Raw genomic sequence first — 22,511 nt, 5'->3', positions numbered from 1 at the left:
CTCTCTACAAAGAAAAAGACCCCTGAAGTTATTTCAGAGGTCTTTCTAAATCTATTAATTCAACTAAAATTCAATAGTTTACATCTTATTCGGCAAACTTTTGAAACCCATATTGTAAAGGGTAAAAGCAAATATATCTGCATATTCCTCTATGATCATAGCTGTTGGTTTCCCCGCTCCATGACCAGCTTTGGTTTCAATTCTAATAAGAACAGGTGCATCTCCCGCTTGTTTTTCTTGTAATTCTGCAGCAAATTTAAAAGAGTGTGCAGGTACTACTCTATCATCATGATCTCCGGTAGTTACCATAGTTGCCGGATATTTAGTTCCCTTTTTTACATTATGAACAGGAGAATAAGCGTAGATGTAATCAAACATTTCTTTGCTGTCTTCGGAAGTTCCATAATCATAAGCCCATCCGGCTCCTGCTGTAAAGGTGTGGTATCTCAACATATCCATAACACCTACGGCAGGTAATGCTACTTTCATAAGATCTGGACGTTGCGTCATTGTTGCCCCAACCAATAATCCTCCGTTAGACCCACCTCTTACGGCTAAATAGTCGCTTGAAGTATATTTATTATCGATTAGATATTGAGCTGCCGCTATAAAATCATCAAACACATTTTGCTTTTTCATTTTGATCCCTGCATCATGCCACTCTTTTCCATATTCTCCACCACCTCTTAAATTAGGTACCGCATAAACACCACCTTGTTCCATCCAAACTGCGTTGGCAATGCTAAATGAAGGCGTTAAGCTAATATTGAATCCGCCATAACCATAAAGTATAGTTGGATTTTTACCATCTAATTTTACTCCTTTTTTATAAGTGATGATCATTGGGACTTTAGTTCCATCTTTTGATGTAAAGAAAATCTGCTTGCTTTCATACGCTGAAGGGTCAAAGTCTATATCTGGTTTATTATATAATTCAGATTCTCCCTCTGTGATCTCATATTTGTAAATACTACCCGGAGTTACGTAATTAGTAAAAGAATAGTACAATACTTTTTCTTCTTTTTTAGCACCAAAACCTCCTGCAGAACCAATTCCCGGAAGTTCAATTTCTCGAACCAATTTCCCGTCATAATCAAACTGTTTTACTTTAGAAACTGCATCTACCATATAATTGGCAAAAAAGTAACCACCTCCCGTAGAAGGGGTAAGTACGTTTTTGGTTTCAGGAATAAAATCTTTCCAATTTTCTGGAGTTGGATTAGAAGCATCTGCTGTTACTATTCTTCCATTAGGAGCATCTTTATTAGTGAAAATGAAAAGTTTAGAACCATCATTTTCCATTACATAAGAATCTGTTTCCTCATTGTCTAGAATAGTGATCAATTCTGGATTGTCTTTGGTAAGATCCATCATGAATAATTTCCCGCCAGATGTAGAATTTCGAGCAGAGATATACAAGTAATTATTATCTTCTGAAACACTTCCACCTACATACCGATGTTTTTGGGCTGCAGTAGCTCCAAAAACCAATTTATCATCTTTTTGATTAGTACCTAATTTATGATAGAATAACCGATGCTGATCTGTTTTTGCTGAAAGCTCACTTCCTTCAGGCTTTTCATAACTAGAATAGTAAAATCCTTCGTCGCCTCTCCAAGAAATTCCACTGAACTTCACATCTCTTAAAGTGTCTTCTGTGATTTCGCGAGTTTCTGCATTTAAGATCAAGATCTTTCTCCAATCGCTTCCACCTTCAGAAATACTATAAGCTGCTTTTTTACCGCTTTTAGAAAACGTCATTCCACTTAAAGAAGTAGTTCCGTCTTCACTAAATTTATTCGGATCCAGAAAAACTTCCGCTTCTCCATCATCTCCTTTTTTGCGATAAACTACATACTGATTTTGCAACCCATCATTCTTATAAAAATAGATATAGTCACCTTCGGTAAAAGGAGCGCCAAGTTTTTCGTAATTCCAGAGCTTGGTTAAACGCTCATTCAAATTTTTGCGATAAGGAATTTTTTCTAAATAATTAAAGGTGACTTCATTTTCGGCCTTTACCCAGTTCTCTGTAGCTTCACTTCTATCATCTTCCAGCCAACGATATGGGTCTTTTACTTTGGTTCCAAAATAATCTGTTACCGTATCTACTTTTTTAGTTTGTGGATATTTCAAATTTGTTGATTTGTCGTTAGTATGATTTTTATCATGCTCCTGTGCATTTGTAAAGGGAGCGGCTAGCATTAAACATATCGACAGTAATTGTAATTTATTCTTCATATGTTGATATTTTTTGATTCGTAGTATTGACGCAATGTGTATCTGAATTAAATTCTTACTAAGATCATTTTATATTATTGAAATTAAATCGTCTTTAAATTTAATACAAAATGCCCATAAGTTGAAATCTTACAGGCATTTAGATTTTATTTTTGATCTTTTGTATTGAATTGTCACATCGAGCGGAGTCGAAGGGTTAAGACATCTCGGCTCCGCTCGATGTGACAGAAGGTTTTCATTTTGAGATTAAACCAAATTGTGACTCACCAAATATTCAGCAATTTGCACAGCATTGGTAGCGGCTCCTTTTCTTAAGTTATCTGCAACTATCCACATATTCAAAGTATTTGGTTGCGAATAATCTCTTCGTATTCTACCCACAAACACATCATCTTTTCCTTCCGCATAAATAGGCATCGGATACGTATTTACAGAGGGATTGTCCTGTACAGTAACTCCAGGAAAATCATTCAATAACTTTCTAACGTCATTTTCATCGAAATCATTTTCAAATTGAACGTTTACCGATTCGCTATGCCCTCCAACAACTGGAATTCTAATAGCGGTTGCCGAAACATTTACGCTATCATCTCCAAGGATCTTTTTGGTTTCGTTCACCAATTTCATTTCTTCTTTGGTGTATCCATTGTCCATAAACACATCGCAATGAGGAATAGCGTTTCTATGAATTGGATACGGATAAGCCATTTCGCCTTTTTCCTCTTTATATTCGTTTTCTAATTGCTTTACCGCCTTTACTCCAGTGCCAGTAATAGACTGATACGTAGAAACTACAACTCTTTTAATCTTGTACGCATCGTGTAGTGGCTTTAAAGCCATTAGCATTTGGATGGTAGAACAGTTTGGATTGGCAATAATCTTATCTTCTTTGCTCAACTCATTGGCATTGATCTCCGGGATGATCAATTTCTTATTTGGATGCATTCTCCATGCAGAAGAATTGTCGATAACTGTAGTTCCAACCTCAGCAAACTTAGGCGCCCATTCTAAAGATGTATCTCCTCCTGCAGAAAATAATGCAAGATCTGGTGTTAAACTTACCGCTTCTTCAAGGCCAATAACTTTGTATTTTTTATTTCTGAAACTGATCTCTGTGCCCACAGATTTTTCTGAAGCAACAGGATAAAGCTCAGTGACTTCAAAATTTCTTTCTTCTAAAACTTTTAGTATAATATTTCCTACCATTCCGGTGGCTCCAACTACTGCAATTTTCATATGAACTATTTTAATAAACTGAATGCAAAGGTATATTACATGAAATAATCTAGGCATCTAGAAATCACATAATTTATAACTACATCTTTAAATTAAACACAATTCTAATTTTTGTGTAAAAAAATACCCCGCTTTCACGGGGTTTGGTTGTTAAAATATGTAGTGTAGCGGTAAGCGTACTTCTTTATTTTAGATATAACTCTTTGAAATGTTCAACTCTTAGTCCTCTATAGAACATTTTCCAAATTTCATTTTTTTCAATCACTCCCTTACTTACAAGTCTCAGACCATCTATATAAGTTCTGTAAATTAAAGTATATGTAAAGAGAAAGCTTACAAAAACCAAAGAGTTAGTATTGAACATTCTCAAAAAGAAGATCATTAGAACCAATGGTGTTATGATAGCAAAGTAATAAAAGTAGATATTTTTCATTTTAAGAGTTTTGCTTTTTCAGCTCATCACGAATTTCAATCAACAATTCTTCTTGGGTTGGTCCTTTTGGCGCTGGAGCAGCTTCTTCTTCCTTTTTCTTAGTCTTTTCATAAGCTCTTAAAAATAAGAATACAAAAAGTCCTACTAAAATAAAGTAGATAATTGCCTGAATAAGATTTCCATATGTTAGCACAGCAGCTTCAGCTTCTTGAGCAGCTTCTAGCGTTGCATATTTAGTGCCGTCTAAAGAAATAAATTTCTGAGAGAAATCTGCACCCCCGGTTAATACTCCAATAATAGGCATAAAAATATCTGCCACTACAGATGCTATTACTTTATTAAAAGCAGCACCAATTACTACAGCAGTAGCAAGCGCAACTATATCCTTCTTCATTAAGAAGGCTTTGAAATCCTGAAAAAAAGCCATATATGTTAGTTAAATAGTTAGTTTGTAAGCAATTTAGCTAAAAAATTAAAAGCTGTGCTAACTTTCTTTTTATAATTACTGAATTATCACTCTCTTAACGCGCTGAGAAATTCCGGTAATAAGTTCGTAAGAGATCGTATTTCCTGTTTCAGCAAAATCTGTAGCCGGTTGAGGTCCTCCAAATATAATTACTTCATCTCCATCTGTACAATCAATCCCGGTGATATTTATCATTAACATATCCATACACACATTTCCGATAATAGGTGCATACTTACCATTAACAATTACCCCTGCTTTTCCATTTCCATACTGGCGATTTATTCCATCTGCATGACCTATAGGCAATACGGCGATCTTTGTTTTATCTGAAGCGATAAATGCTCTATTATATCCCACAGATTCTCCTGGTTCAATATTATGAATTTGAGAGATTATAGTTTTTAAGGTTCCTATTGGCTTTAGGTGTTTAGAGACTTCACTATCATTTCCAAATCCATAAAGGCCAATACCACTTCTAACCATATCATGAGCAGCTTCAGGATAATTCATAATTCCGGATGTATTGCATAGATGTAATAAAGGTCTGTAACCTAAAGCTTCTACGAGCTTGTGTGCCATATTTCTAAATTTATTGATCTGCCCTAAAGTGAATTCTCGTTCTTTCCAGACTTCACTTGCTGCTAAATGAGAGAAGATGCCTTTTACTTTTATAGCACTTGTTTGGGAAAGTAACGTTAAAACCTCATCCAATTCTACTTCGTCGAAACCAAGTCTGTTCAGGCCTGTATTCAGTTTTAGATGAACAGGGTAATCTTTTAATCCTAATCTTTCTGCCGTCTGTATGAATTCTGTTAATACAAAATGGCTATACACACTAGGTTCCAAACAATGATCAATTACTTCTTCAAAATTTACAGATTGCGGATGTAATACTAGAATAGAATTCTCTATTCCTGCCTTACGTAAAGAAATACCTTCGTAAGTATATGCCACCGCAAAATAATCTACACCAAGTTCACTTAATTTTTGAGAGATTACTTCTGCTTTACTTCCATAGCCATAGGCTTTTACCACTGCCATGAATTTTACATCTTTGGGAGTTTTAGAACGTAAATATTTATAATTATGAGCCAATGCCCCTAGATCTATCTCAAGGGTTGTTTCTCTCGTTTTATTTGTCAAAATCTAATGTTTTTTAGGATCTATAGGTTGAGCGCTGTTTACAGGAATATTTTTTATGCGTTCTTTAAGCATTGCTTTATAATAAGCACCTCTGCTTAAAGGCTCATATTCTTCATTTTCACCAAGAAATACAAGATCATCATTCACTGCTTTTCTGTAGCTAAATTGTGCGAGATTTCCGGTTCTTGTACATACTGCATGAACTTTAGTTACATATTCTGCGGTGGCCATTAAATTAGGCATGGGCCCAAACGGATTTCCTTTAAAATCCATATCTAGTCCTGCAACTATTACCCGCACTCCTCTGTTGGCAAGATCATTACAAACCGTTACGATCTCATCATCAAAGAATTGAGCTTCATCTATTCCAACCACATCACAACCATCTGCCAGTAATCTAATATTAGAAGCAGAGGGAACAGGTGTAGATCTTATTTCGTTAGAATCGTGAGACACCACCATTTCTTCGTGATATCTTGTGTCTATTGCGGGTTTAAAGATCTCTACCTTTTGTTTTGCAAATTGAGCTCTTTTTAATCTACGTATCAATTCTTCGGTTTTACCGGAAAACATGGAGCCGCAGATTACTTCAATCCATCCAAATTGCTCTTTGTGATTTACTGTATTTTCGAGAAACATTTTGTAATTTTCAGTGCCGAATAGGAATAGTTCCTATTTCGCATAAAGTTGACACAAATTTATTAAAAATACAACCTGCCTCAAGGCTAGGTTCTCTAATTTTGTGAACTATGAAGCAAGAATTTATTACAAACGTAGTTTTATAAATTGGTAAAATAATTGCAATTGTAAGCTTACACTGTTCTACTTAACTTAAACACAACCTGTGATGAAAAATAAACTTGAAGCCGAATTGAAACAATTGGCTAAGAAAATATTTGAAAATAATACCTATCAATCTGCAACAGATCTTAAGCATCTAGCTAAAGATCTATATGAAAAATTGACCATTTTATCTTTTACAGAAGAGAATTTAGCTTCATTTCAAGAAACAAATTCACCTGAAAATAAACAAGAAGAGCCGGGTATAGTTGAAGCAGAATATAAAGCGCCAATCGAGGAGGAGCATGAGCAAAAAGAGGTTTTTGCAAGAGTAGCAGAACCGATACATGAAGAGGTTAGAGCAGAAGAAAAAGATGAGTATCTACCTGATGGAACAGAGTATAATGATGCTGAAGCCATTACAGAGCCAAATACAGAAATGATAAAAGACATTGTAGCTCAAATGCCTCCAGAAACGGAGAATGTAGATAGAATGCTAAACAATGTGATGTCTAGAAATACAACTGTTGGTAGAACAGACGTTAATAGAACAGAAGCTCCAAAAGAGCACGATAAAACAGATTTTAGAAATATAGGAGTAGATTACGATAATCTTCCAAGTTTTGAACCGGTTAAGAAAAATGAAAAAGAACGTCCTCGCTCTTTAAATGACAGACTTAAAAAAGGTATTAATATTGGATTGAACGAAAGACTAGCATTTATACGTCATTTGTTTGATGGAAATGCTTCAGATTATAATAGAGTGATCTCTCAATTAAATACTTTTGATTCTTTAGAAGAGGCCAAAAAATTCATCCAGTTGGTAGTAAAACCAGATTATAAGAAATGGGTAGGGAAAGAAGATCATGAGCAACGATTCATGGAGTTGGTAGAAAATAAGTTCAATCATTAGATCTCAACCAGACCAATAACAATTTTATGGCAAAACTTTTTTTAGTGCCAACACCCATTGGTAATCTTGAGGATATGACCTTTAGGGCTATCAGAGTTCTTAAAGAGGTAGACTATATCCTGGCAGAAGATACCAGAAATAGCGGTAAACTTTTAAAACACTTCGAGATCAACACTCCTATGCATAGTCATCATATGCATAATGAGCATAAAACAGTAGAAACTATTGTTAGAAGGATTCAGGGTGGAGAAACTTTTGCATTAATAAGCGATGCAGGAACTCCTGCTATTAGTGATCCAGGTTTTTTATTAACTCGAGCTTGCGTACAGGCGGGAATAGAAGTAGACTGTTTGCCAGGTGCTACTGCATTTGTACCTGCGCTTGTAAATAGTGGTTTCCCAAATGATAAGTTTGTGTTTGAGGGTTTCTTACCTGTCAAAAAAGGTAGGCAAACCAGATTAAAGCTTTTAGCAGAAGAAGATAGAACCATCATCTTTTATGAATCTCCTCATAAGCTTATTAAGAGCTTAGCACAATTTGTAGAATATTTTGGGGAAAACAGGCTAGTCTCGGTTTCCAGAGAGATAACCAAACTTCACGAAGAAACTATTCGTGGTACTGCAAAAGAAGTTTTAGAATATTACACCAATAAACCTCCAAAAGGCGAAATAGTGGTTGTGGTACAAGGGAAGGCTTAAATGCAACAACTTTTGAACACTATTAGGCAATGTGAGGTTTGTGTAAAAAATTTACCCCGCGGCCCAAGGCCTATCATTGAAGCCTCTGTAGATTCTAAGATTTTATTGGTTAGTCAGGCACCGGGAAGAGTAGTGCATGAATCTGGTATTGCCTGGACAGATCAAAGCGGAAAAAAGTTAAGGGAATGGCTCGGTGTAGATGAAAACACTTTCTTCAATACTTCCAACTTTGCCATATTACCTATGGGATTTTGCTATCCCGGAAAAGGAAAGACAGGAGATCTTCCTCCAAGAAAAGAATGTGCGCCGCTATGGCATGAGCAGGTATTTTCAGAACTTCAGAATATAAAGTTGATCATTCTCATAGGCTCTTATGCCTCTTCTTATTATCTTCCTGAAGAAAAAACTAATCTTACTCAAAAAGCAGCAGATTTTGAAGAGCATCTACCCAAATATTGGGTGGTTCCACATCCATCCCCGGTAAACAGATTTTGGCGAGCTAAAAATCCATGGTTTGAAGAAAGCGTTGTACCTCAACTTCAGCAAAAGATTGCAGATATATTAAAATAATTATTTTCTAGAGCCATTCAGATTCATTGAAATTTTAATGATTTCATTTATAAATTACTGAATACTAGTTTATTTAATAAATAGATCTGCCGATTGATCCCTAAAATTTTAATATTTTAGTATCCTTCCCTAACAAGGCTATATTTAAGGAGTCCTATTACCTTTGTGATCAATTTAAATCTTAAGAATTTATGCGCTGGACATTAAAACCTAAACCCGATAGTGAAACTGTTTCTCAACTTGCCTCAAAACTTGGAGTTGAAAAACCTATTGCTTCTTTATTGGTTCAGCGAGGAATAGAAACTTTTGATGAGGCTAAGAAATTCTTCAGGCCTTCTTTAGAAGATCTTCATGATCCTTATTTAATGAAGGATATGGATCTGGCGATTGATCGAATTGAAAAGGCGATAGAAAATGGTGAGAATATCATGGTTTTTGGAGACTATGATGTAGATGGAACTACCAGTGTGGCGTTACTTTCATCTTTCTTGAAAAGTTTTTATCCAAATGTTGCAACCTATATTCCGGATAGATATGAAGAAGGTTATGGCGTTTCTTATAAAGGAATTGATTTTGCTGCCGATAATGATATTACACTAATAATTGCCTTAGACTGCGGAATTAAAGCCATAGATAAAGTTGCCTATGCTTCAGAAAAGGGAGTAGATTTTATAATATGTGATCATCACCGCCCCGGAAATGAAATCCCTAAAGCAGTAGCTGTATTAGATCCAAAGAGGGATGACTGCGAATATCCGTATAAAGAACTTTGTGGTTGCGGGGTAGGGTTTAAATTAATGCAGGCTTGGGCGATAAAGCAAGAATATCCATTAGATACTCTTTTGCCTTATTTAGACCTAGTAGCTACTGCAATTGGTGCAGATATAGTTCCTATTACCGGAGAAAATAGAGTGCTGGCTTACCATGGTTTACATGTTATTAATACCGCTCCAAGGGTTGGGTTTCAGGCAATATTAGATCAGGTAAAAAAAGAAACGCTTACAATAACGGATGTTGTCTTTATACTCGCGCCAAGAATAAATGCTGCCGGTAGAATGAAACATGGATTACATGCCGTGAATTTGCTTGTAGAGGATGATGTAGAAACTGCAAAACAATTTGCAGCAGAAATAGAATCTTATAATTCAGACAGAAAGAACGCAGATAAAACAATAACAGTAGAGGCTTTAGCTCAGATCGAAGATCCAGAAGAAAAGGAGCGCTTTACAACAGTGGTATATCAGGAGAATTGGCATAAAGGGGTAATTGGAATTGTAGCTTCCCGCTTAATAGAAACCTATTATAGACCTACCTTGGTCTTTACTAAAAGTGGAGAGAAATTGGCAGCTTCTGCAAGATCTGTAAAAGGTTTTGATGTTTATGACGCCTTGGAAGCGTGTAGCGAACATATAGAACAATTTGGAGGTCATAAATATGCTGCAGGGCTTACGCTTCACGAATCTGAATATGAGAATTTTAAGCGAAAATTTGAGGAAGTGGTAGCGGCAACTATAGAAAAACATATGTTGGTTCCTGAAGTTTCTATAGATACCGAGTTAAATTTGGTAGACATCACTCCAAAATTCTATAGAATTTTAAAGCAATTTGCACCGCATGGGCCGGGCAATATGTCTCCGGTATTTCTTACTCAGAATTTAAAAGATAGTGGCTTTGGGAAATGTGTAGGTGCAGATGACCTTCACTTAAAGTGTAAAGTTAAACAAGGAAATAGTCCATTGTCTATAGATACTATTGGTTTTAATCTTGGTCCTAAGTGTAATTTGATCACTAATGCTCAAATTTTTAAAGCAGCCTATTCAATAGACGAAAATGAATGGAATGGTAATATTTCTCTTCAGTTGAAATTAAAAGATATAAGCGATTAAAAGTTAAAATGAAATTAAGAACTGGATCAATTAACTTGCTCCACTTTAATTTCCGAAATTTAGTACCTCACCAAACATCATCAAAATGAAATTTAATTTTACACTAGCAGCTTTGCTGTTATTTTTGAATCTTTCTGCTCAGAAAAATGATTACAAAGTAAATTCTCCAGATGGGACTATAAAGGTTTCTTTTAATCTCAATGCTGCAGGGGAACCCTATTATTTTATCTATCATAAGGATAGCAAGGTTATAGATACTTCTTATATGAGCTTTGATCTTAAAGACGCTCCTTCGCTCTCTAAAGATTTTAAAGTAGCAGATGTTCAAAATTCATCATTCAATGAAACCTGGGAAATGCCATGGGGAGAGCAATTAAAGGTGGTGAATAATTATAATGAACTAGAGCTGAGCCTACAGGAAACTTCAAATTTTAAAAGAAAAATTACCATTGTTTATAGAGTTTTTAATGATGGAATTGGCTTTAGATATGAATTTCCAAAACAGGAGAATCTACATGAAGTTGTAATAACAGATGAGAATACAGAATTTGCCCTAACAGGAGACCATACTGCATTCTGGATTCCAGGAGATTGGGATATTTACGAGCATTTGTATAATACCTCGAAGGTTTCAAAAATTAATGCAACAACTTTAAGAGATAACCCGAACTTAGGAAAGCATTCTTATATTCCTGAAAATGCTGTGGTAACTCCAGTAACCATGAAAACAGATAATGGACTTTATTTAAGTTTTCATGAAGCTGCCTTGATAGATTATGCAGGAATGACCTTAAAAGTAGATACGAGTAATTTTAAACTTAGCAGTGAGTTGGTAGGTTCTGATATTACGGGTTATAAGGTAAAAAGAGCTACACCATTTAATACTCCTTGGAGAACTATTTTGATCACAGAAAAAGCAACTCAACTTATAGACTCTAAAATGATCTTGAATTTAAATGAACCAAATAAACTGGAAGATGTTTCCTGGTTTAAGCCTACAAAATATACCGGTATCTGGTGGGAAATGCACTTAGGTAAAAATTCTTGGGATATGGCTTCTGGAATTCACGGAGCTACCACTCAAAATGCAAAAGATAAGATTGATTTTTCTGCTAAAAATGGAATAGGAGCCATGTTGGTTGAAGGTTGGAATACTGGATGGGAACATTGGATTGGTTTTGAAGACAGGGAAGGAGTGTTCGATTTTGTAACTCCGTATTCAGATTATGATCTAGATGAGGTGGTAAGATATGGTAAGAGAAAAGGAGTGAGCATTGTAATGCATCACGAAACTTCTGCAGCTCCAAGAACTTATGAAAAGCAAATGGATACCGCTTATGCTTTGATGAAGAAATATAACATGCATGTGGTTAAATCTGGATATGTAGGGAAGATCATTCCTAAGGGAGAATATCATCACGGGCAATGGATGGTAAATCATTACAATAATGCAGCTATTAAAGCAGCAGATTACCAAATTGCTGTAAATGCACATGAGCCAATAAAAGCAACAGGATTAAGAAGAACATATCCGAATATAATTTCAAGAGAAGGATTACGCGGACAAGAATTTAATGCGTGGGCCAGTGATGGAGGAAACCCTCCGGAGCATTTACCTATTGTTGCTTTTACCAGAATGCTTGCCGGCCCCATAGATTTTACTCCGGGAATATTTGATATTAAATTTGATAAATACAAGCCGAACAATCAGGTAAATACTACGCTTGCTCAACAATTGGCTTTATATGTAGTAATTTACAGCCCTATTCAAATGGTACCAGATCTAGCTGAAAATTATGAAAATCAGCCGGGATTCCAGTTTATTAGAGATGTAGTTACAGATTGGAAAAAGACAGAAGTCTTAAACGGAGAAATAGGAGATTTTGTAACTATTGCCAGAGAAGACAGGAACAGCGATAATTGGTTCTTAGGAAGTATAACAGATGAAAATGCTAGAGACTTGGACATAGATCTAAATTTCTTAGCGGAAGGAGCTACCTACACAACTACTATTTATGAAGATGGTAAAAATGCACATTGGGATAAGAATCCAACATCTTTAAATATTAGAAAATTTGAAGTAACTAAAAATGACACTTTAAAATTAAAGTTAGCTGCTGGGGGTGGAGCTGCGATAAGTTTTATGAAGAATAAATAATCTTGAAATTGCCTGAAATGGCAGTCCTTTAAGAAAATTAGTAGTTAAGGCTGGAGTTTCTTCAGCCTTAATTCATTTCCGTCAAATTCTGCATAGGTATAGAAATTGATCCAATCTCCTGTATTTACATAGGTTGAAGTTTCGTTGAGCTCTATCTCTAAAGGCAAATGTCTATGCCCGAACAAGAAATAATCATAATGCTGAGATTCTAATTTTCTGCGGCAGTATTGAATTAACCATTCTCCTTCTTCCCCTAAAAATTGCTGATCTTCTTCTCCCGATATTAATTTATTCTTGATAGAAAGATGTTGCGCTAACGGAACTCCAAGATCTGGATGCAACCAACGGTAGAACCATTTAGAAACTGGATTTGTAAATACCTTTTTCATTCTTTTATAACCGTGATCTCCAGGTCCAAGCCCATCACCATGTCCAACTAAGAATTTCTTATTGTTGAATTCAAACTTTTTTGGCTTGTGATACACGGGGATGTTCAATTCTTTTTCAAAATAATCATCCATCCACAGGTCGTGATTTCCAACAAAGAAATAAATTGGAATACCACTATCTCTAATTTCTGCTAACTTTCCTAAAGTTCGTACAAATCCCTTTGGAACAACGTGTTTATATTCAAACCAGAAGTCGAAAAGATCTCCTAATAAGAAAATTGCAGCTGCATCTTCTTTGATCTCATCCAGCCATTTTACAAACTTCTTTTCACGAGATTTGCTGGCTTCCGGTGTGGGAGCGCCAAGGTGATTATCGCTAGAGAAATAAACTTTTTTTCCTGCTGGAATGTTCATAAAATGAGAATGAGATGTAAATATAATTAATTTGGTGTATTTGAATGCTTATAAGAAAGTGCGCAAGGGATGGCAGCGACATCCCCCGATTTTTATCGGGGATATAGCGAACAGACCGACCCTTTAGGGATGCGCCCTAAGAATTATCTGAAGCATACCACTCTGCAAAAGAAGAGTCTGTTTCCTGAAGTTTTAACGAGTGCAATTGAATATGACCCGGTAGATTTTTCTTGATCTTTTCTGCAAAATCTATCACCATGTTCTCACTGGTGGGTTGGTAGTCTACCAAGATCACATTATGATCTCTGTTTTCTAGCTCCTTTGCAAGTTCTACATGAGGAGTATTTTTGTTGAAAACAGTGGCATGATCAAACTTGTCTACAATTTCAGACTTCACGATCTTTTTGAGATCTCCAAAATCTATCACCATTCCGTATTTAACATTGTTGGTATCTAGAATTGGAGTTCCAATTACGGTAACGCTTAGCTTATAACTATGGCCATGCACATTCTTACATTTCCCGTCATATCCATATAATGCGTGCCCTGTTTCAAAAGAAAATTGCTTGGTGATCCTGATCTTGCTCATACTATAAATTTGCAGCAAAGATAATAGTTTTTGTCGGCTTAAATTTTAGATACAAGCAAAGCTTTCCCGATGTATATTTGTAGGCTTTATTAACTCTAATTTGGAGTTTAAATTTCTAAAAGTTTTTGCTATAATTTTTAATATGACCACAACCACCACCTCAGATCTGGAATTATTTGAACAACTAGAATTTAGAGAAAATCCGCTCTACGAGAAGATCATTTCTGATATTTTAGAAAATCAATATAGCATAGTTGAAGACTTTTTTAGTTTGGAAGAAGTAGCAGAACTAAGACAATCTCTTTTAACCAAATATGAAGAAGACAACTTTAAGAAAGCAGCTATTGGGAATAGGGTAAATGAAACCATAGAGAAATCTGTGCGTGGAGATTTTATTTTGTGGATGAACGAAGCCAATGCAGAACTTTTGGAGAAGCATTTTTTTGCTAAGATCAATTCTTTGGTAGACTACCTTAACAAGACGTGTTTCTTAGGAATTCTTCAAAAAGAATTTCATTATGCTTTATATCCTGAAGGCACCTTTTATAAGCGGCATTTAGATACCTTTCAAAATGACGATAGAAGAAAGTTGTCTATGGTTTGTTATTTAAATGATGAAGACTGGAAACCTGAAAATGGGGGAGAGTTGGTGATCTATAAAGAGGAAAATGGCGAGGAGAAAGAAACAAAGATCTATCCTTTTCCCGGAAGGATGGTGATTTTCGAAAGTCAGATCTTAGAACATGAAGTGAAACCTGTAAAAACTCCAAGAATGAGTATTACAGGATGGTTAAAGACCCGATAATTATTTTTTAAGTTTTTGGTATATAAAGACACCAACCAAAACAAGAGCGAGAATGATCCAAAGCCCCATTCCGCTTAAAAATGTAAAAATATCAAAGGCTTCTTCGCTAACCGGAACTTTATTTTGTATCATTATTTATGTTTGTTATAATAGGATCTGGAATAAAGGAATATTAGCAATAAAAGTAGCACCATTCCTAAATAATACTTGTTGGCATCTATAAATTCCCAGAGCGTAAATCCCCATTGTTCATCTCCAACGGCGGGTTTATCTTGAGGTAATTCGCTTTGCTGTATCATATTTATAATATTGAATTAACATTCTTTACTGCTTAAGAGGGAATAATACATTAATTGTAGAATTATTGTCCCTCTGTACTTTACAATTGCTCCAGCTATTAAGTGAATAATTTACATCTCTACTATTCTCGATTTGAACTTGTTGGTATCGAGCTTACCTAAAGTAGCCTTTATCTTGAGGGAAGATACTAAATAATAGTATCGCTAGCTTTATTTTTTAAACTTAGAAAGTGCTTGTTTTGTAAAGTCAGAAAGCACTAATTCTCCACTTATAGCAGCTCTTTTTTGAAGTAAATCGTCCCAATCTTCGGTATTTTCCCAAAGCGTACGTTTCATTTCCAACAAAGCTTGTGGATTATAGGATGCCAGTTTTTCACTAAACATTTCAATTTCCTCATCTAGATCTTTAATAGATTCGAACACTTTAGCAAACAATCCTTTTTCTTTTGCCCAATACGCATTTTTCCATTCGTGAGCAGCTAAAGTTAGTTCTGCCAACCCAGAAACTCCTATTTTACGCTCTACGGCTGGTGCTATTACAAAAGGCCCAATACCTATAGTAAGTTCAGAAAGCTTTATAGAGGCCGCCTCTGTTGCCATAGCGTAATCGCATGCGGCAGCAAGTCCAACTCCTCCGCCAACGGTTTTACCTTGAATTCTTCCAACTATAAGTTTCTTACAAGATCTCATAGCATTGATCACCTTCGCAAACCCAGAGAAGAACTGTTTTCCTTGTTCTAAATTTTCTACCGCCACCAATTCATCAAAAGAAGCGCCTGCACAAAATGCTTTTTCTCCTTCAGATCTTAATATAATAACGTTTACGGTATCTTCTGTAGATAATCTAAGAAGTTCCTTCTCCAATCTGTCTAAAAGTTCTGATGGGAATGAATTACTTGCAGGATGTCCAAATTCTACAGTGGCTATCTTATTTTGAATTTTGGTATATAAACTTCCGTTCTCTCTATTGGTGGTCATGATTCTCAATTTTATCAAATGTAGTGATAATGCGCAAAATTGCACAATTCAGAACAGCGCTCAAGATGTAAGATCCTTGTAATGTATTGATTGTGAGTTTAAATCTAATTTCTAGAAAAATTTTTCTTTTTGTGCGCAACCTTTTGAAGGTATAAGGTCATATAAGTAAAGAAATCTATTATACACCAAACTTTAAAAAATGAAAAAACTAATTTTATTATTTGTGAGCACCTTGATCTTAACTAGTTGCAATGTAGATGATGATGGGCCTAAAACCTTGTTAACTCCAGCAGAAGTATCTGAGATAGACGTGCCAGATTATTTTGAAAACGGAAAAACTTACGAGATAGATATAGTGTATTTGTTGCCAGATGCATGCCATAATGCGGCGGGTATTAACGTTCAAAGAGGAAGCAATAGCAATGGCGAAAAAGAATGGCGTGATATTTATGTTACTGGAGTTGCTTCTTATGATTCTAATTTATCTGAATGTAATAAGGATGCTACTAATACAGAACTAGAAAAAGATGGTTCATTTAAGATCACAATTCCTATGAATGATGAGCAATCTTATACGTTCTTTCTCTGGACTGGGGTAGATACAGATAACAAGAATATTTATACCGAAGTTGTTGTACCAATTGGGAAACCAGAAGATGCAGCACAAGCTGTTTGGAGTAATTAAGATTCTAAAACGAGTATCGCATAAATCTAAGCAAAGCAAAAGCTATTTCTGGAAAACTCTAGAACAGCTTCTGCTTTGCTTTTTATTTAAAAATTAAACCTCTTTATTAAGATATTTTCTTCTGAATTTTATTACTAAAGCGCTACTTCTAAGAAGCATCCAGCAGAAGAATGCTATCCAGATGGCGTGCAGTTTTAGTCCGAAATGATCTGCTATTAAAAGAACGGGTGTAAACACTAAAAACGTAGCAACCAGCAGTAGATTCCGAAGATATTTAGCTTCTCCCAAACCTTTAAAAATTCCGTCGAACATAAAGGCGATGGCATTTACGGGTTGCATAACTAGAACAATCCAGAAAACAGAAGAGAACAATACTAATACACTGGCTTCTTTGTTGAATAAAAGTCCGATCTGGTCATAAAGCAAGAAACAGATTCCCATTAATATAAAAGCTATTAGCACTGCATATTTGCTGATCTTTTTGCTGAGCTCCCACAAACTTTTATAATCTTTAGATCCTAATAATTTCCCGCCAATTGCATTCCCGGCATTTGCATAGCCATCTATAAAAAAGGAAAAGAATAACCAAATATTCATTAAGATGCTCTGGGCTGCAATATAATTTTTCCCGTATCCGGTTGCGTAGGCATTGGCTAAATAAATGGCGAAATTCAAGGCGGCTGTTCTTACAAACAAGTTGGCAGCCATAAGCAATAGGCCTTTCATTCTAGGGTTGATAGTGAAACTCAGCTTTAAATGAAAAGGTGTTTTTTTGAAGAAGAACCATAAAGCCATGATAAGCATGACCAACTGCGCAGCTAAACTGGCATAAGCAGCTCCTTTTAAATGCATTGGTTCCAAATATCCATCAATACCATATACCAACAAATAATCTAAAGCTACATTTACCACCGCTCCCGTAAGACTGCATTTCATGGCCCAAAGAGTATTTTGAAGTCCGCGAAAAACTCCAAAAATTGCAAATGTTACCAAAGTTAAAGGATAGCCTAAAGCCCTTATTTGATAGTAATCTTCAGAATATTGAAGTATCAATCCATCGGCATTATATGCGCTAAAAATGGAATGCGCAAAGAAAGCAGTTACTCCATAGATTACAAAGCTAAATACCAAGTTAAAAGCAATTGCTTGTGGAATAAGAGTTTTAACAGCGTGTAATCTATTAGCTCCTAAATGTTGAGAAACAATGGCAGAAATAGCGGTTTTGGTTTGAGCCACGATCCAGATAATAGCAGAGAGAAAAGAACCAACAATTCCTGCGGCTGCTAAAGCTTCTATTGGGTGATCTTCTACATTTCCAATAACAGCAATATCAGTTAATGAAATAAGAGGTTCGGCTATTCCAGCAATAATAGCTGGAATTGCAATTCTATTGATATTCTTAAAACTTATGGCAGTGCTCAAGGTCTAATTTATATGCTAAAGTTAGTGCTTATAATACCAATTCATAACAATGAAAGGGATGCGTGCTTTGTTTAGGGAAAAAGATGTCGCCTAATTTCTGATATCCACGAGCTTCATAAAAACGTTGATTTCTTTTGTTCTGACTAAAAGTGTCTAATCTAACCGATTCGTAATTATTTTCTCTGGCAAAATCTTCTGCAAAATTCATTAATTTTTTACCGTAGCCTTTTCCCCAAGTTGCAGGATCTGTAGCTAAACGATGTATATAAAGATTCTTAGAATTTGCGGTGAGCCAAGATATAGGAATGTATTCTTCGTCCATAATATCGGTAAGAACTATAATTCCTAAGAGCTTATCATAATTTTCTAAAACAAATAACTCATTATGATCAACATCAAATTCTAATTTTTTTAAAGAAGGGTAGTGTTCATTCCATTGAAAGATCCCCTTCTCTTGCATCGCAAGAGCACAAGCTTCGGTTAAACTTTTAATATTTTGAAGATCGCTAGAAGTAGCTAATCTAATTTGTGATGAATCTTTCAAGCGGCAAATCTTTAAGGTTCTTAAAAATAAAAAAACCACCCTAAAAAGAGTGGTTTTATGTGGAGAATATCGGAGTCGAACCGATGACCTTTTGGCTGCCAGCCAAACGCTCTAGCCAACTGAGCTAATCCCCCAAAATCGAATTCAAAGATAGTTAAAAAAACAAATGCTGAAAATGTTATTTACTTTCTTTGAATTCAACAAGTTTTATATAATTAACCTTCGGTTGCTCTCAAAAGTTCTTCTTGTGGAGTATCCATAAATTCTCGGGTTTTTTCTAGAACGTATTTAAAATCTTTCGAAACCTCAGGTTCATTCCATGGATGTGTAATTCCATATACGTGATCTGCATTTTCTACCAATAAAAGTTCTGAGAAAGTACTCCATTCAAACAGTTTCCCTGAAGCACTAATAGGCACCGCAACATCACTGCTTCCGTGTACTATTAATAATGGAATTTCTAAGGCTTTAGCAGCTCTAGATATTGTAAGTCGCTCCTCGTTCTCTTTAAAATTGGTGTAGAATTGATAGTGATGCGGTAATTTTTGATTGGTTCTGGTATTTAAAATATATCTTACCCCTTTCTCTTCCCACTTTTCTAATTCTTCTTCTTCCGGGAATCTTTCTCCAAAGTCACTTACAGATGAAAAAGTGATCAGTTTATTTATTCTATTTTCCTCTGCAGCTTTAATCACAACAATTCCGCCTCCTCGAGAATGTCCAATTAGGCCAATGTTAGATGGGTCTATTTGTTGAGCACAGTTAAAATCTGGCAATAAAATATGGTCTATCATAGATTGAAGATCATCTAGTTCAATACTATAATTATTATCTCCAAACGCTTCTACATCTAAAAATTCTGTTGGTTTCTCCGGGGTAGTTCCGTTATGTGAAAAATTAAATTTCACGAAAAAATATCCGGCTTCTGCAAAAAAGTCACCCATTTTGTCCCAAGCACCCCAATCTTTAAAACCTTTATATCCGTGGCAAAAAATAACCACTGGTTTAGGTTGGTTGGTAGGAGTGTAGAAAAAGTCTGCCAGTATAGGCTTCTCATGTTTTCCCTGTATTTCTATATTCTTTTGTCTAGTAATTTCCATGTGCTTTAATTTCCTTTTCGTAAAATGCAGTTTCCGGATCGCAAATTTCTAAGATCAGTTTTTTAAGTTGAGTTTTAAAATTTAACAGCGTATCTGCATTTACAACGTTATTTTTAATTGTTTTTTTTCCTTGAGATTCTTTGATACCGAATTTTAAGAACCCTTCTTTTAGATTCTTAAAAGAGATCACACCAGCTTCGGCATCTACTGTAGTTGGTTGGTTTTCTAATAAAATAAGTGCATACATAAGCACTTGAAATGGTTTTGAATACTTGTCGTAATCTGTAGTAATATCTTCCCAATTCGTAATCTCCAACTGACTTTGTATCACTTTCCCGGTCTTGTAATCTATTATACGTAATATATCATTAGAAATATCTACCCTGTCTACCATTCCACCAATATTAACCGGATAGTCTAGTTCTGGAATATTCAGGCTAGCCGTTAACTTCGTTTCAATCTCTTTGACCTTTATAGATCTACCTGCTGCCAATTCTTTAATTTCCATTTTAAGGAAATTGGTTACATATCTTTTTACAACTTCTAAAATAAGTAAATTCTTCCCCTTAGATAACGGTATCTTACTATAGGTTTGATGAAACTGATGTTCAACCTCTTCTGGAGTTCTCTTAATAAAATCTTCTAAATGTTCTTGTGAAAGTTCTATCTCAATTACTTCTTTATAAAGCTTTTCTAAAGTATCATGAACGATGGTTCCTAGCGTATTATAAGCTACAGTTTCTTCCACTTCCTCCTTGTCTCTTATGCCAAGAATATACTGTTTATAGAAATCTAGAGGGTTTCTTATATACGTGGTTAAGGCAGAAGGTGAAAATCCTCTATTTGCAAGCTGTTCTAATTTCTCAAGGATCTCCGGTGTTTTTTGAATTACCTGAAGTTCATTGTGTATAGCCGGTACTTCAGGAATAACAACAGAATGTTTAATATTATGTAGTGGCTCATTATCTATTTCTAATTGAATTAAAAATCTACTTTTCTCACCGCCCATATTGCTATCTGTATCTGTATTGTGCAACAAGTATACCTTTTTTGCCCTTTGTAGGAGATGATAAAAATGGTAGGTATATACAGCATCCTTTTCTTTATAAGTAGGGAGATTGTAGGTTTTCTTAAGTTCAAATGGAATAAAGGAGTTATTGCTCTTTCCTGCAGGAAGTGTTCCTTCATCTACAGAGGTTAAAATAACCGTGTCAAAATCCAAAACCCGAGATTCTAACATTCCCATTAATTGGAGGCCTTGGAAGGGTTTACCTTGAAAATCTAGGGTTTGAGTACTAATTAGTTCCTTAAAAAAATGATGCAGTGAGGAAACAGATTTTATATGCGGATAATTGCTAACCAGTTTCAACAGTTCTTCAACAACCAGGTGATAATGGTATAGAAACTCCAAATTGATCTTATCTTCATCTTCTTTTATTTCTGTCTTGAACCATTTAATTAAACTACTAAAATCTAATAGTATTTCTTTAGCTGAATTGTTATGTGAAGGAAAACAATAAGCTATTTTCAAACCAGTTTCTTCTGTGAAAAGTTCTAAGATCTGTGTTTTGGATAAGTAAAGAAGATTGTTAGATTTAATATGTTGAATGGCAACTTCTGCTTCCTGTTTAGAAGCCTTCATGATTATAGAATTGCTAAATACGGAGATCACATCCTTATGATAGTAATTCTCATTACCTGCCTTTAAAATATCAAAAAGCTTTTCAAATAAAGAAGAAAAAGGACTATACTTAAGAGGATAGCCCATAGTAATGTTTAGGGCATCTATGTTTTGCGGCATTGCATTTAACATAGGTAATAATAAACCTTCATCTCCTAATACTACTGCGGTAGAATTTAATTCTGAAGGAGTAAGTTGAGATAAGATCTCTCCTGCATATTTTGCCTGTCCTATACTTTTAGGAATTCCAATAATTTCGATCTGTTTTTCTGTTCTATAATGTGAGCTTACACGTTCCAGTTCTTCAGATTGATAGTAGGGCCAGGATTGAGCATATTTTCGAATAAATAGAGATACATCATGATCTGGATCTTCAAAATGTACTTGGTCTATATCCCAGAACACCTTGGCTTTCTGGTCTAACATCTGCTGAAATATTAATTGTTCTGCAGAGTTAAGCGCGTTAAATCCTATAAAAACATAATTTTGTGCATATTCTTTAGCAAAGGTCGCAGCCTTTTCTGAGGCTTGCCTATAAACTAAACCTTGATATGCTTCTTGTTTTATTAGAAGTCTGGATTTAAGTTCTGTATAATATTCGGGTAGTTTTCTCCAGAAACTTAGGTAATTTTTTACAAGATCTGTTTGGTTGTCTTGTAGAGACCAATGTTCATTGTCTTTTATAGCAGAGAGATAATTGAAGATTGCATCAGGAGGTACTAAATATCTATCTATTTCATTGAAATCATGAATAAGTGTCTGAGCCCAGTTGCTAAAATTTTCAAAATCTTCTGCTTGTTCTTTGGGTGTAAGAGATAAGTATACAGAATAGAATTCAAAAAGTGTAGCGGTGGTATCTAAGGTTTTAAGTTCTGAAAGTTCTTCTGCAAATTCTTCAATACTTAAGATAGCTGGTGAGAATACCGGTTTTGTATAGCATCCGGCTATTTGCTTTTTTAAATAAGCTCCGGCTCTTTTACTAGGAAATATAAAAGTAAGGTCTGGTAAATAATGACCTTCTTTTTGAAGGTTGGCTAAGATTTCAGAGATGAATGATGTCATGATCTAAAAATAAAAA

The 22,511-nt window shown here is 35.2% G+C and carries 22 protein-coding genes and 1 tRNA gene; 7 read left to right on the top strand and 16 right to left on the bottom strand.

Going from position 1 to position 22,511, the window contains the following annotated elements; genetic code table 11:
• Window positions 1-78: 78 nt before the first annotated feature.
• The 6 genes from P163_RS01935 to P163_RS01910 all read right to left on the bottom strand — a co-directional run bounded on the left by P163_RS01935 (window position 79) and on the right by P163_RS01910 (window position 6,161).
• The gene (locus tag P163_RS01935) at window positions 79-2,241 is read right to left on the bottom strand and encodes a prolyl oligopeptidase family serine peptidase (protein ID WP_034887082.1); all 2,163 of its coding nucleotides are present in this window, start codon (window positions 2,239-2,241) and stop codon (window positions 79-81) included.
• Window positions 2,242-2,487: 246 nt separating this feature from the next.
• Window positions 2,488-3,477 carry an aspartate-semialdehyde dehydrogenase gene (locus P163_RS01930; RefSeq protein WP_034887081.1) on the bottom strand — a complete coding sequence of 330 codons (990 nt, stop codon included), beginning with the start codon at window positions 3,475-3,477 and terminating at the stop codon, window positions 2,488-2,490.
• A 184-nt stretch (window positions 3,478-3,661) separates the two neighbouring features.
• Window positions 3,662-3,910, bottom strand: coding sequence for a hypothetical protein (locus tag P163_RS01925; protein WP_034887080.1), 249 nt, complete (start codon window positions 3,908-3,910; stop codon window positions 3,662-3,664).
• Window position 3,911: 1 nt separating this feature from the next.
• Window positions 3,912-4,337, bottom strand: a complete 426-nt coding sequence (gene mscL / locus P163_RS01920) for a large conductance mechanosensitive channel protein MscL (RefSeq protein ID WP_034887079.1) — start codon at window positions 4,335-4,337, stop codon at window positions 3,912-3,914.
• Window positions 4,338-4,412: 75 nt separating this feature from the next.
• On the bottom strand, window positions 4,413-5,522 hold the full coding sequence (gene alr / locus P163_RS01915; RefSeq protein WP_034887078.1) for an alanine racemase: 1,110 nt from the start codon (window positions 5,520-5,522) through the stop codon (window positions 4,413-4,415).
• A gap of 3 nt (window positions 5,523-5,525) precedes the next feature.
• Window positions 5,526-6,161 (bottom strand): thymidine kinase, encoded by a 636-nt coding sequence (locus tag P163_RS01910; RefSeq protein ID WP_034887077.1) that lies wholly within the window; start codon window positions 6,159-6,161, stop codon window positions 5,526-5,528.
• Window positions 6,162-6,369: 208 nt separating this feature from the next.
• Between P163_RS01910 and P163_RS01905 the strand changes: the two genes are divergently transcribed.
• The 5 genes from P163_RS01905 to P163_RS01885 all read left to right on the top strand — a co-directional run bounded on the left by P163_RS01905 (window position 6,370) and on the right by P163_RS01885 (window position 12,527).
• On the top strand, window positions 6,370-7,215 hold the full coding sequence (locus P163_RS01905) for a hypothetical protein (protein ID WP_034887076.1): 846 nt from the start codon (window positions 6,370-6,372) through the stop codon (window positions 7,213-7,215).
• 26 nt (window positions 7,216-7,241) lie between these two features.
• The gene (gene rsmI, locus P163_RS01900; RefSeq protein ID WP_034887075.1) at window positions 7,242-7,913 is read left to right on the top strand and encodes a 16S rRNA (cytidine(1402)-2'-O)-methyltransferase; all 672 of its coding nucleotides are present in this window, start codon (window positions 7,242-7,244) and stop codon (window positions 7,911-7,913) included.
• Complete coding sequence (locus tag P163_RS01895; RefSeq protein WP_034887074.1) at window positions 7,914-8,483, top strand: uracil-DNA glycosylase family protein; 570 nt, start codon at window positions 7,914-7,916, stop codon at window positions 8,481-8,483. It abuts the gene before it with no gap.
• Window positions 8,484-8,674: 191 nt separating this feature from the next.
• Window positions 8,675-10,369, top strand: a complete 1,695-nt coding sequence (gene recJ / locus P163_RS01890; RefSeq protein WP_034887073.1) for a single-stranded-DNA-specific exonuclease RecJ — start codon at window positions 8,675-8,677, stop codon at window positions 10,367-10,369.
• A gap of 85 nt (window positions 10,370-10,454) precedes the next feature.
• A complete protein-coding gene (locus P163_RS01885) occupies window positions 10,455-12,527 on the top strand; it encodes a glycoside hydrolase family 97 protein (RefSeq protein ID WP_034887072.1) in 2,073 nt (690 codons plus the stop codon).
• A 44-nt stretch (window positions 12,528-12,571) separates the two neighbouring features.
• Here the strand turns inward: P163_RS01885 and P163_RS01880 are convergent, their stop codons facing one another.
• Together P163_RS01880 and P163_RS01875 are read right to left on the bottom strand one after the other, a co-directional pair.
• Entirely contained in the window at window positions 12,572-13,330 is a 759-nt protein-coding gene (locus P163_RS01880; protein WP_034887071.1) for a UDP-2,3-diacylglucosamine diphosphatase, read from the bottom strand.
• A gap of 136 nt (window positions 13,331-13,466) precedes the next feature.
• Window positions 13,467-13,919 (bottom strand): 6-pyruvoyl trahydropterin synthase family protein, encoded by a 453-nt coding sequence (locus P163_RS01875; RefSeq protein WP_034887070.1) that lies wholly within the window; start codon window positions 13,917-13,919, stop codon window positions 13,467-13,469.
• A 142-nt stretch (window positions 13,920-14,061) separates the two neighbouring features.
• Here P163_RS01875 and P163_RS01870 point away from each other — a divergent pair, with 142 nt between their 5' ends.
• Window positions 14,062-14,724 carry a 2OG-Fe(II) oxygenase gene (locus P163_RS01870; protein ID WP_034887729.1) on the top strand — a complete coding sequence of 221 codons (663 nt, stop codon included), beginning with the start codon at window positions 14,062-14,064 and terminating at the stop codon, window positions 14,722-14,724.
• On the opposite strand, the gene P163_RS18685 is transcribed toward P163_RS01870, so the two are convergent.
• From P163_RS18685 to P163_RS01865, 3 genes are all read right to left on the bottom strand, one after another.
• The gene (locus tag P163_RS18685) at window positions 14,725-14,856 is read right to left on the bottom strand and encodes a hypothetical protein (RefSeq protein WP_262489647.1); all 132 of its coding nucleotides are present in this window, start codon (window positions 14,854-14,856) and stop codon (window positions 14,725-14,727) included.
• A complete protein-coding gene (locus tag P163_RS18420; RefSeq protein ID WP_172822441.1) occupies window positions 14,856-15,023 on the bottom strand; it encodes a hypothetical protein in 168 nt (55 codons plus the stop codon). Before P163_RS18420 ends, P163_RS18685 begins: the two co-directional genes overlap by 1 nt.
• Window positions 15,024-15,233: 210 nt before the next feature.
• Window positions 15,234-16,001 carry an enoyl-CoA hydratase/isomerase family protein gene (locus tag P163_RS01865; RefSeq protein WP_034887069.1) on the bottom strand — a complete coding sequence of 256 codons (768 nt, stop codon included), beginning with the start codon at window positions 15,999-16,001 and terminating at the stop codon, window positions 15,234-15,236.
• 199 nt (window positions 16,002-16,200) lie between these two features.
• On the opposite strand from P163_RS01865, the gene P163_RS17705 reads away from it, so the two are divergent.
• The gene (locus tag P163_RS17705) at window positions 16,201-16,686 is read left to right on the top strand and encodes a lipoprotein (protein ID WP_051931031.1); all 486 of its coding nucleotides are present in this window, start codon (window positions 16,201-16,203) and stop codon (window positions 16,684-16,686) included.
• 93 nt (window positions 16,687-16,779) lie between these two features.
• Here P163_RS17705 and P163_RS01855 read toward each other — a convergent pair whose 3' ends face one another.
• The 5 genes from P163_RS01855 to P163_RS01835 form a co-directional block, all read right to left on the bottom strand.
• Window positions 16,780-18,108: an MATE family efflux transporter gene (locus P163_RS01855; RefSeq protein WP_034887068.1), complete on the bottom strand. Its 1,329-nt coding sequence runs from the start codon at window positions 18,106-18,108 to the stop codon at window positions 16,780-16,782.
• A 28-nt stretch (window positions 18,109-18,136) separates the two neighbouring features.
• A complete protein-coding gene (locus P163_RS01850; RefSeq protein WP_231556139.1) occupies window positions 18,137-18,652 on the bottom strand; it encodes a GNAT family N-acetyltransferase in 516 nt (171 codons plus the stop codon).
• 60 nt (window positions 18,653-18,712) lie between these two features.
• Window positions 18,713-18,786 (bottom strand) — tRNA-Ala (locus P163_RS01845).
• Window positions 18,787-18,867: 81 nt separating this feature from the next.
• Window positions 18,868-19,752 (bottom strand): alpha/beta hydrolase family protein, encoded by an 885-nt coding sequence (locus P163_RS01840; RefSeq protein ID WP_034887067.1) that lies wholly within the window; start codon window positions 19,750-19,752, stop codon window positions 18,868-18,870.
• Entirely contained in the window at window positions 19,739-22,495 is a 2,757-nt protein-coding gene (locus P163_RS01835; RefSeq protein WP_034887066.1) for a PD-(D/E)XK nuclease family protein, read from the bottom strand. Before P163_RS01835 ends, P163_RS01840 begins: the two co-directional genes overlap by 14 nt.
• Window positions 22,496-22,511 lie beyond the last annotated feature (16 nt).

Origin of the sequence: Gillisia sp. Hel_I_29 (assembly GCF_000744275.1) — a bacterium.
Taxonomy (GTDB): domain Bacteria; phylum Bacteroidota; class Bacteroidia; order Flavobacteriales; family Flavobacteriaceae; genus Gillisia.
This window is presented reverse-complemented; position numbering and strand designations above follow the sequence as displayed.

Coding starts and splice junctions, on each gene's coding strand:
- P163_RS01935 (WP_034887082.1), bottom strand. CDS start 2,241: ATGAAGAATAAATTACAATTACTGTCGATATGTTTAATGCTAGCCGCT.
- P163_RS01930 (WP_034887081.1), bottom strand. CDS start 3,477: ATGAAAATTGCAGTAGTTGGAGCCACCGGAATGGTAGGAAATATTATA.
- P163_RS01925 (WP_034887080.1), bottom strand. CDS start 3,910: ATGAAAAATATCTACTTTTATTACTTTGCTATCATAACACCATTGGTT.
- mscL (WP_034887079.1), bottom strand. CDS start 4,337: ATGGCTTTTTTTCAGGATTTCAAAGCCTTCTTAATGAAGAAGGATATA.
- P163_RS01910 (WP_034887077.1), bottom strand. CDS start 6,161: ATGTTTCTCGAAAATACAGTAAATCACAAAGAGCAATTTGGATGGATT.
- P163_RS01905 (WP_034887076.1), top strand. CDS start 6,370: ATGAAAAATAAACTTGAAGCCGAATTGAAACAATTGGCTAAGAAAATA.
- rsmI (WP_034887075.1), top strand. CDS start 7,242: ATGGCAAAACTTTTTTTAGTGCCAACACCCATTGGTAATCTTGAGGAT.
- P163_RS01895 (WP_034887074.1), top strand. CDS start 7,914: ATGCAACAACTTTTGAACACTATTAGGCAATGTGAGGTTTGTGTAAAA.
- recJ (WP_034887073.1), top strand. CDS start 8,675: ATGCGCTGGACATTAAAACCTAAACCCGATAGTGAAACTGTTTCTCAA.
- P163_RS01885 (WP_034887072.1), top strand. CDS start 10,455: ATGAAATTTAATTTTACACTAGCAGCTTTGCTGTTATTTTTGAATCTT.
- P163_RS01880 (WP_034887071.1), bottom strand. CDS start 13,330: ATGAACATTCCAGCAGGAAAAAAAGTTTATTTCTCTAGCGATAATCAC.
- P163_RS01875 (WP_034887070.1), bottom strand. CDS start 13,919: ATGAGCAAGATCAGGATCACCAAGCAATTTTCTTTTGAAACAGGGCAC.
- P163_RS01870 (WP_034887729.1), top strand. CDS start 14,062: ATGACCACAACCACCACCTCAGATCTGGAATTATTTGAACAACTAGAA.
- P163_RS18685 (WP_262489647.1), bottom strand. CDS start 14,856: ATGATACAAAATAAAGTTCCGGTTAGCGAAGAAGCCTTTGATATTTTT.
- P163_RS18420 (WP_172822441.1), bottom strand. CDS start 15,023: ATGATACAGCAAAGCGAATTACCTCAAGATAAACCCGCCGTTGGAGAT.
- P163_RS01865 (WP_034887069.1), bottom strand. CDS start 16,001: ATGACCACCAATAGAGAGAACGGAAGTTTATATACCAAAATTCAAAAT.
- P163_RS17705 (WP_051931031.1), top strand. CDS start 16,201: ATGAAAAAACTAATTTTATTATTTGTGAGCACCTTGATCTTAACTAGT.
- P163_RS01840 (WP_034887067.1), bottom strand. CDS start 19,752: ATGGAAATTACTAGACAAAAGAATATAGAAATACAGGGAAAACATGAG.
- P163_RS01835 (WP_034887066.1), bottom strand. CDS start 22,495: ATGACATCATTCATCTCTGAAATCTTAGCCAACCTTCAAAAAGAAGGT.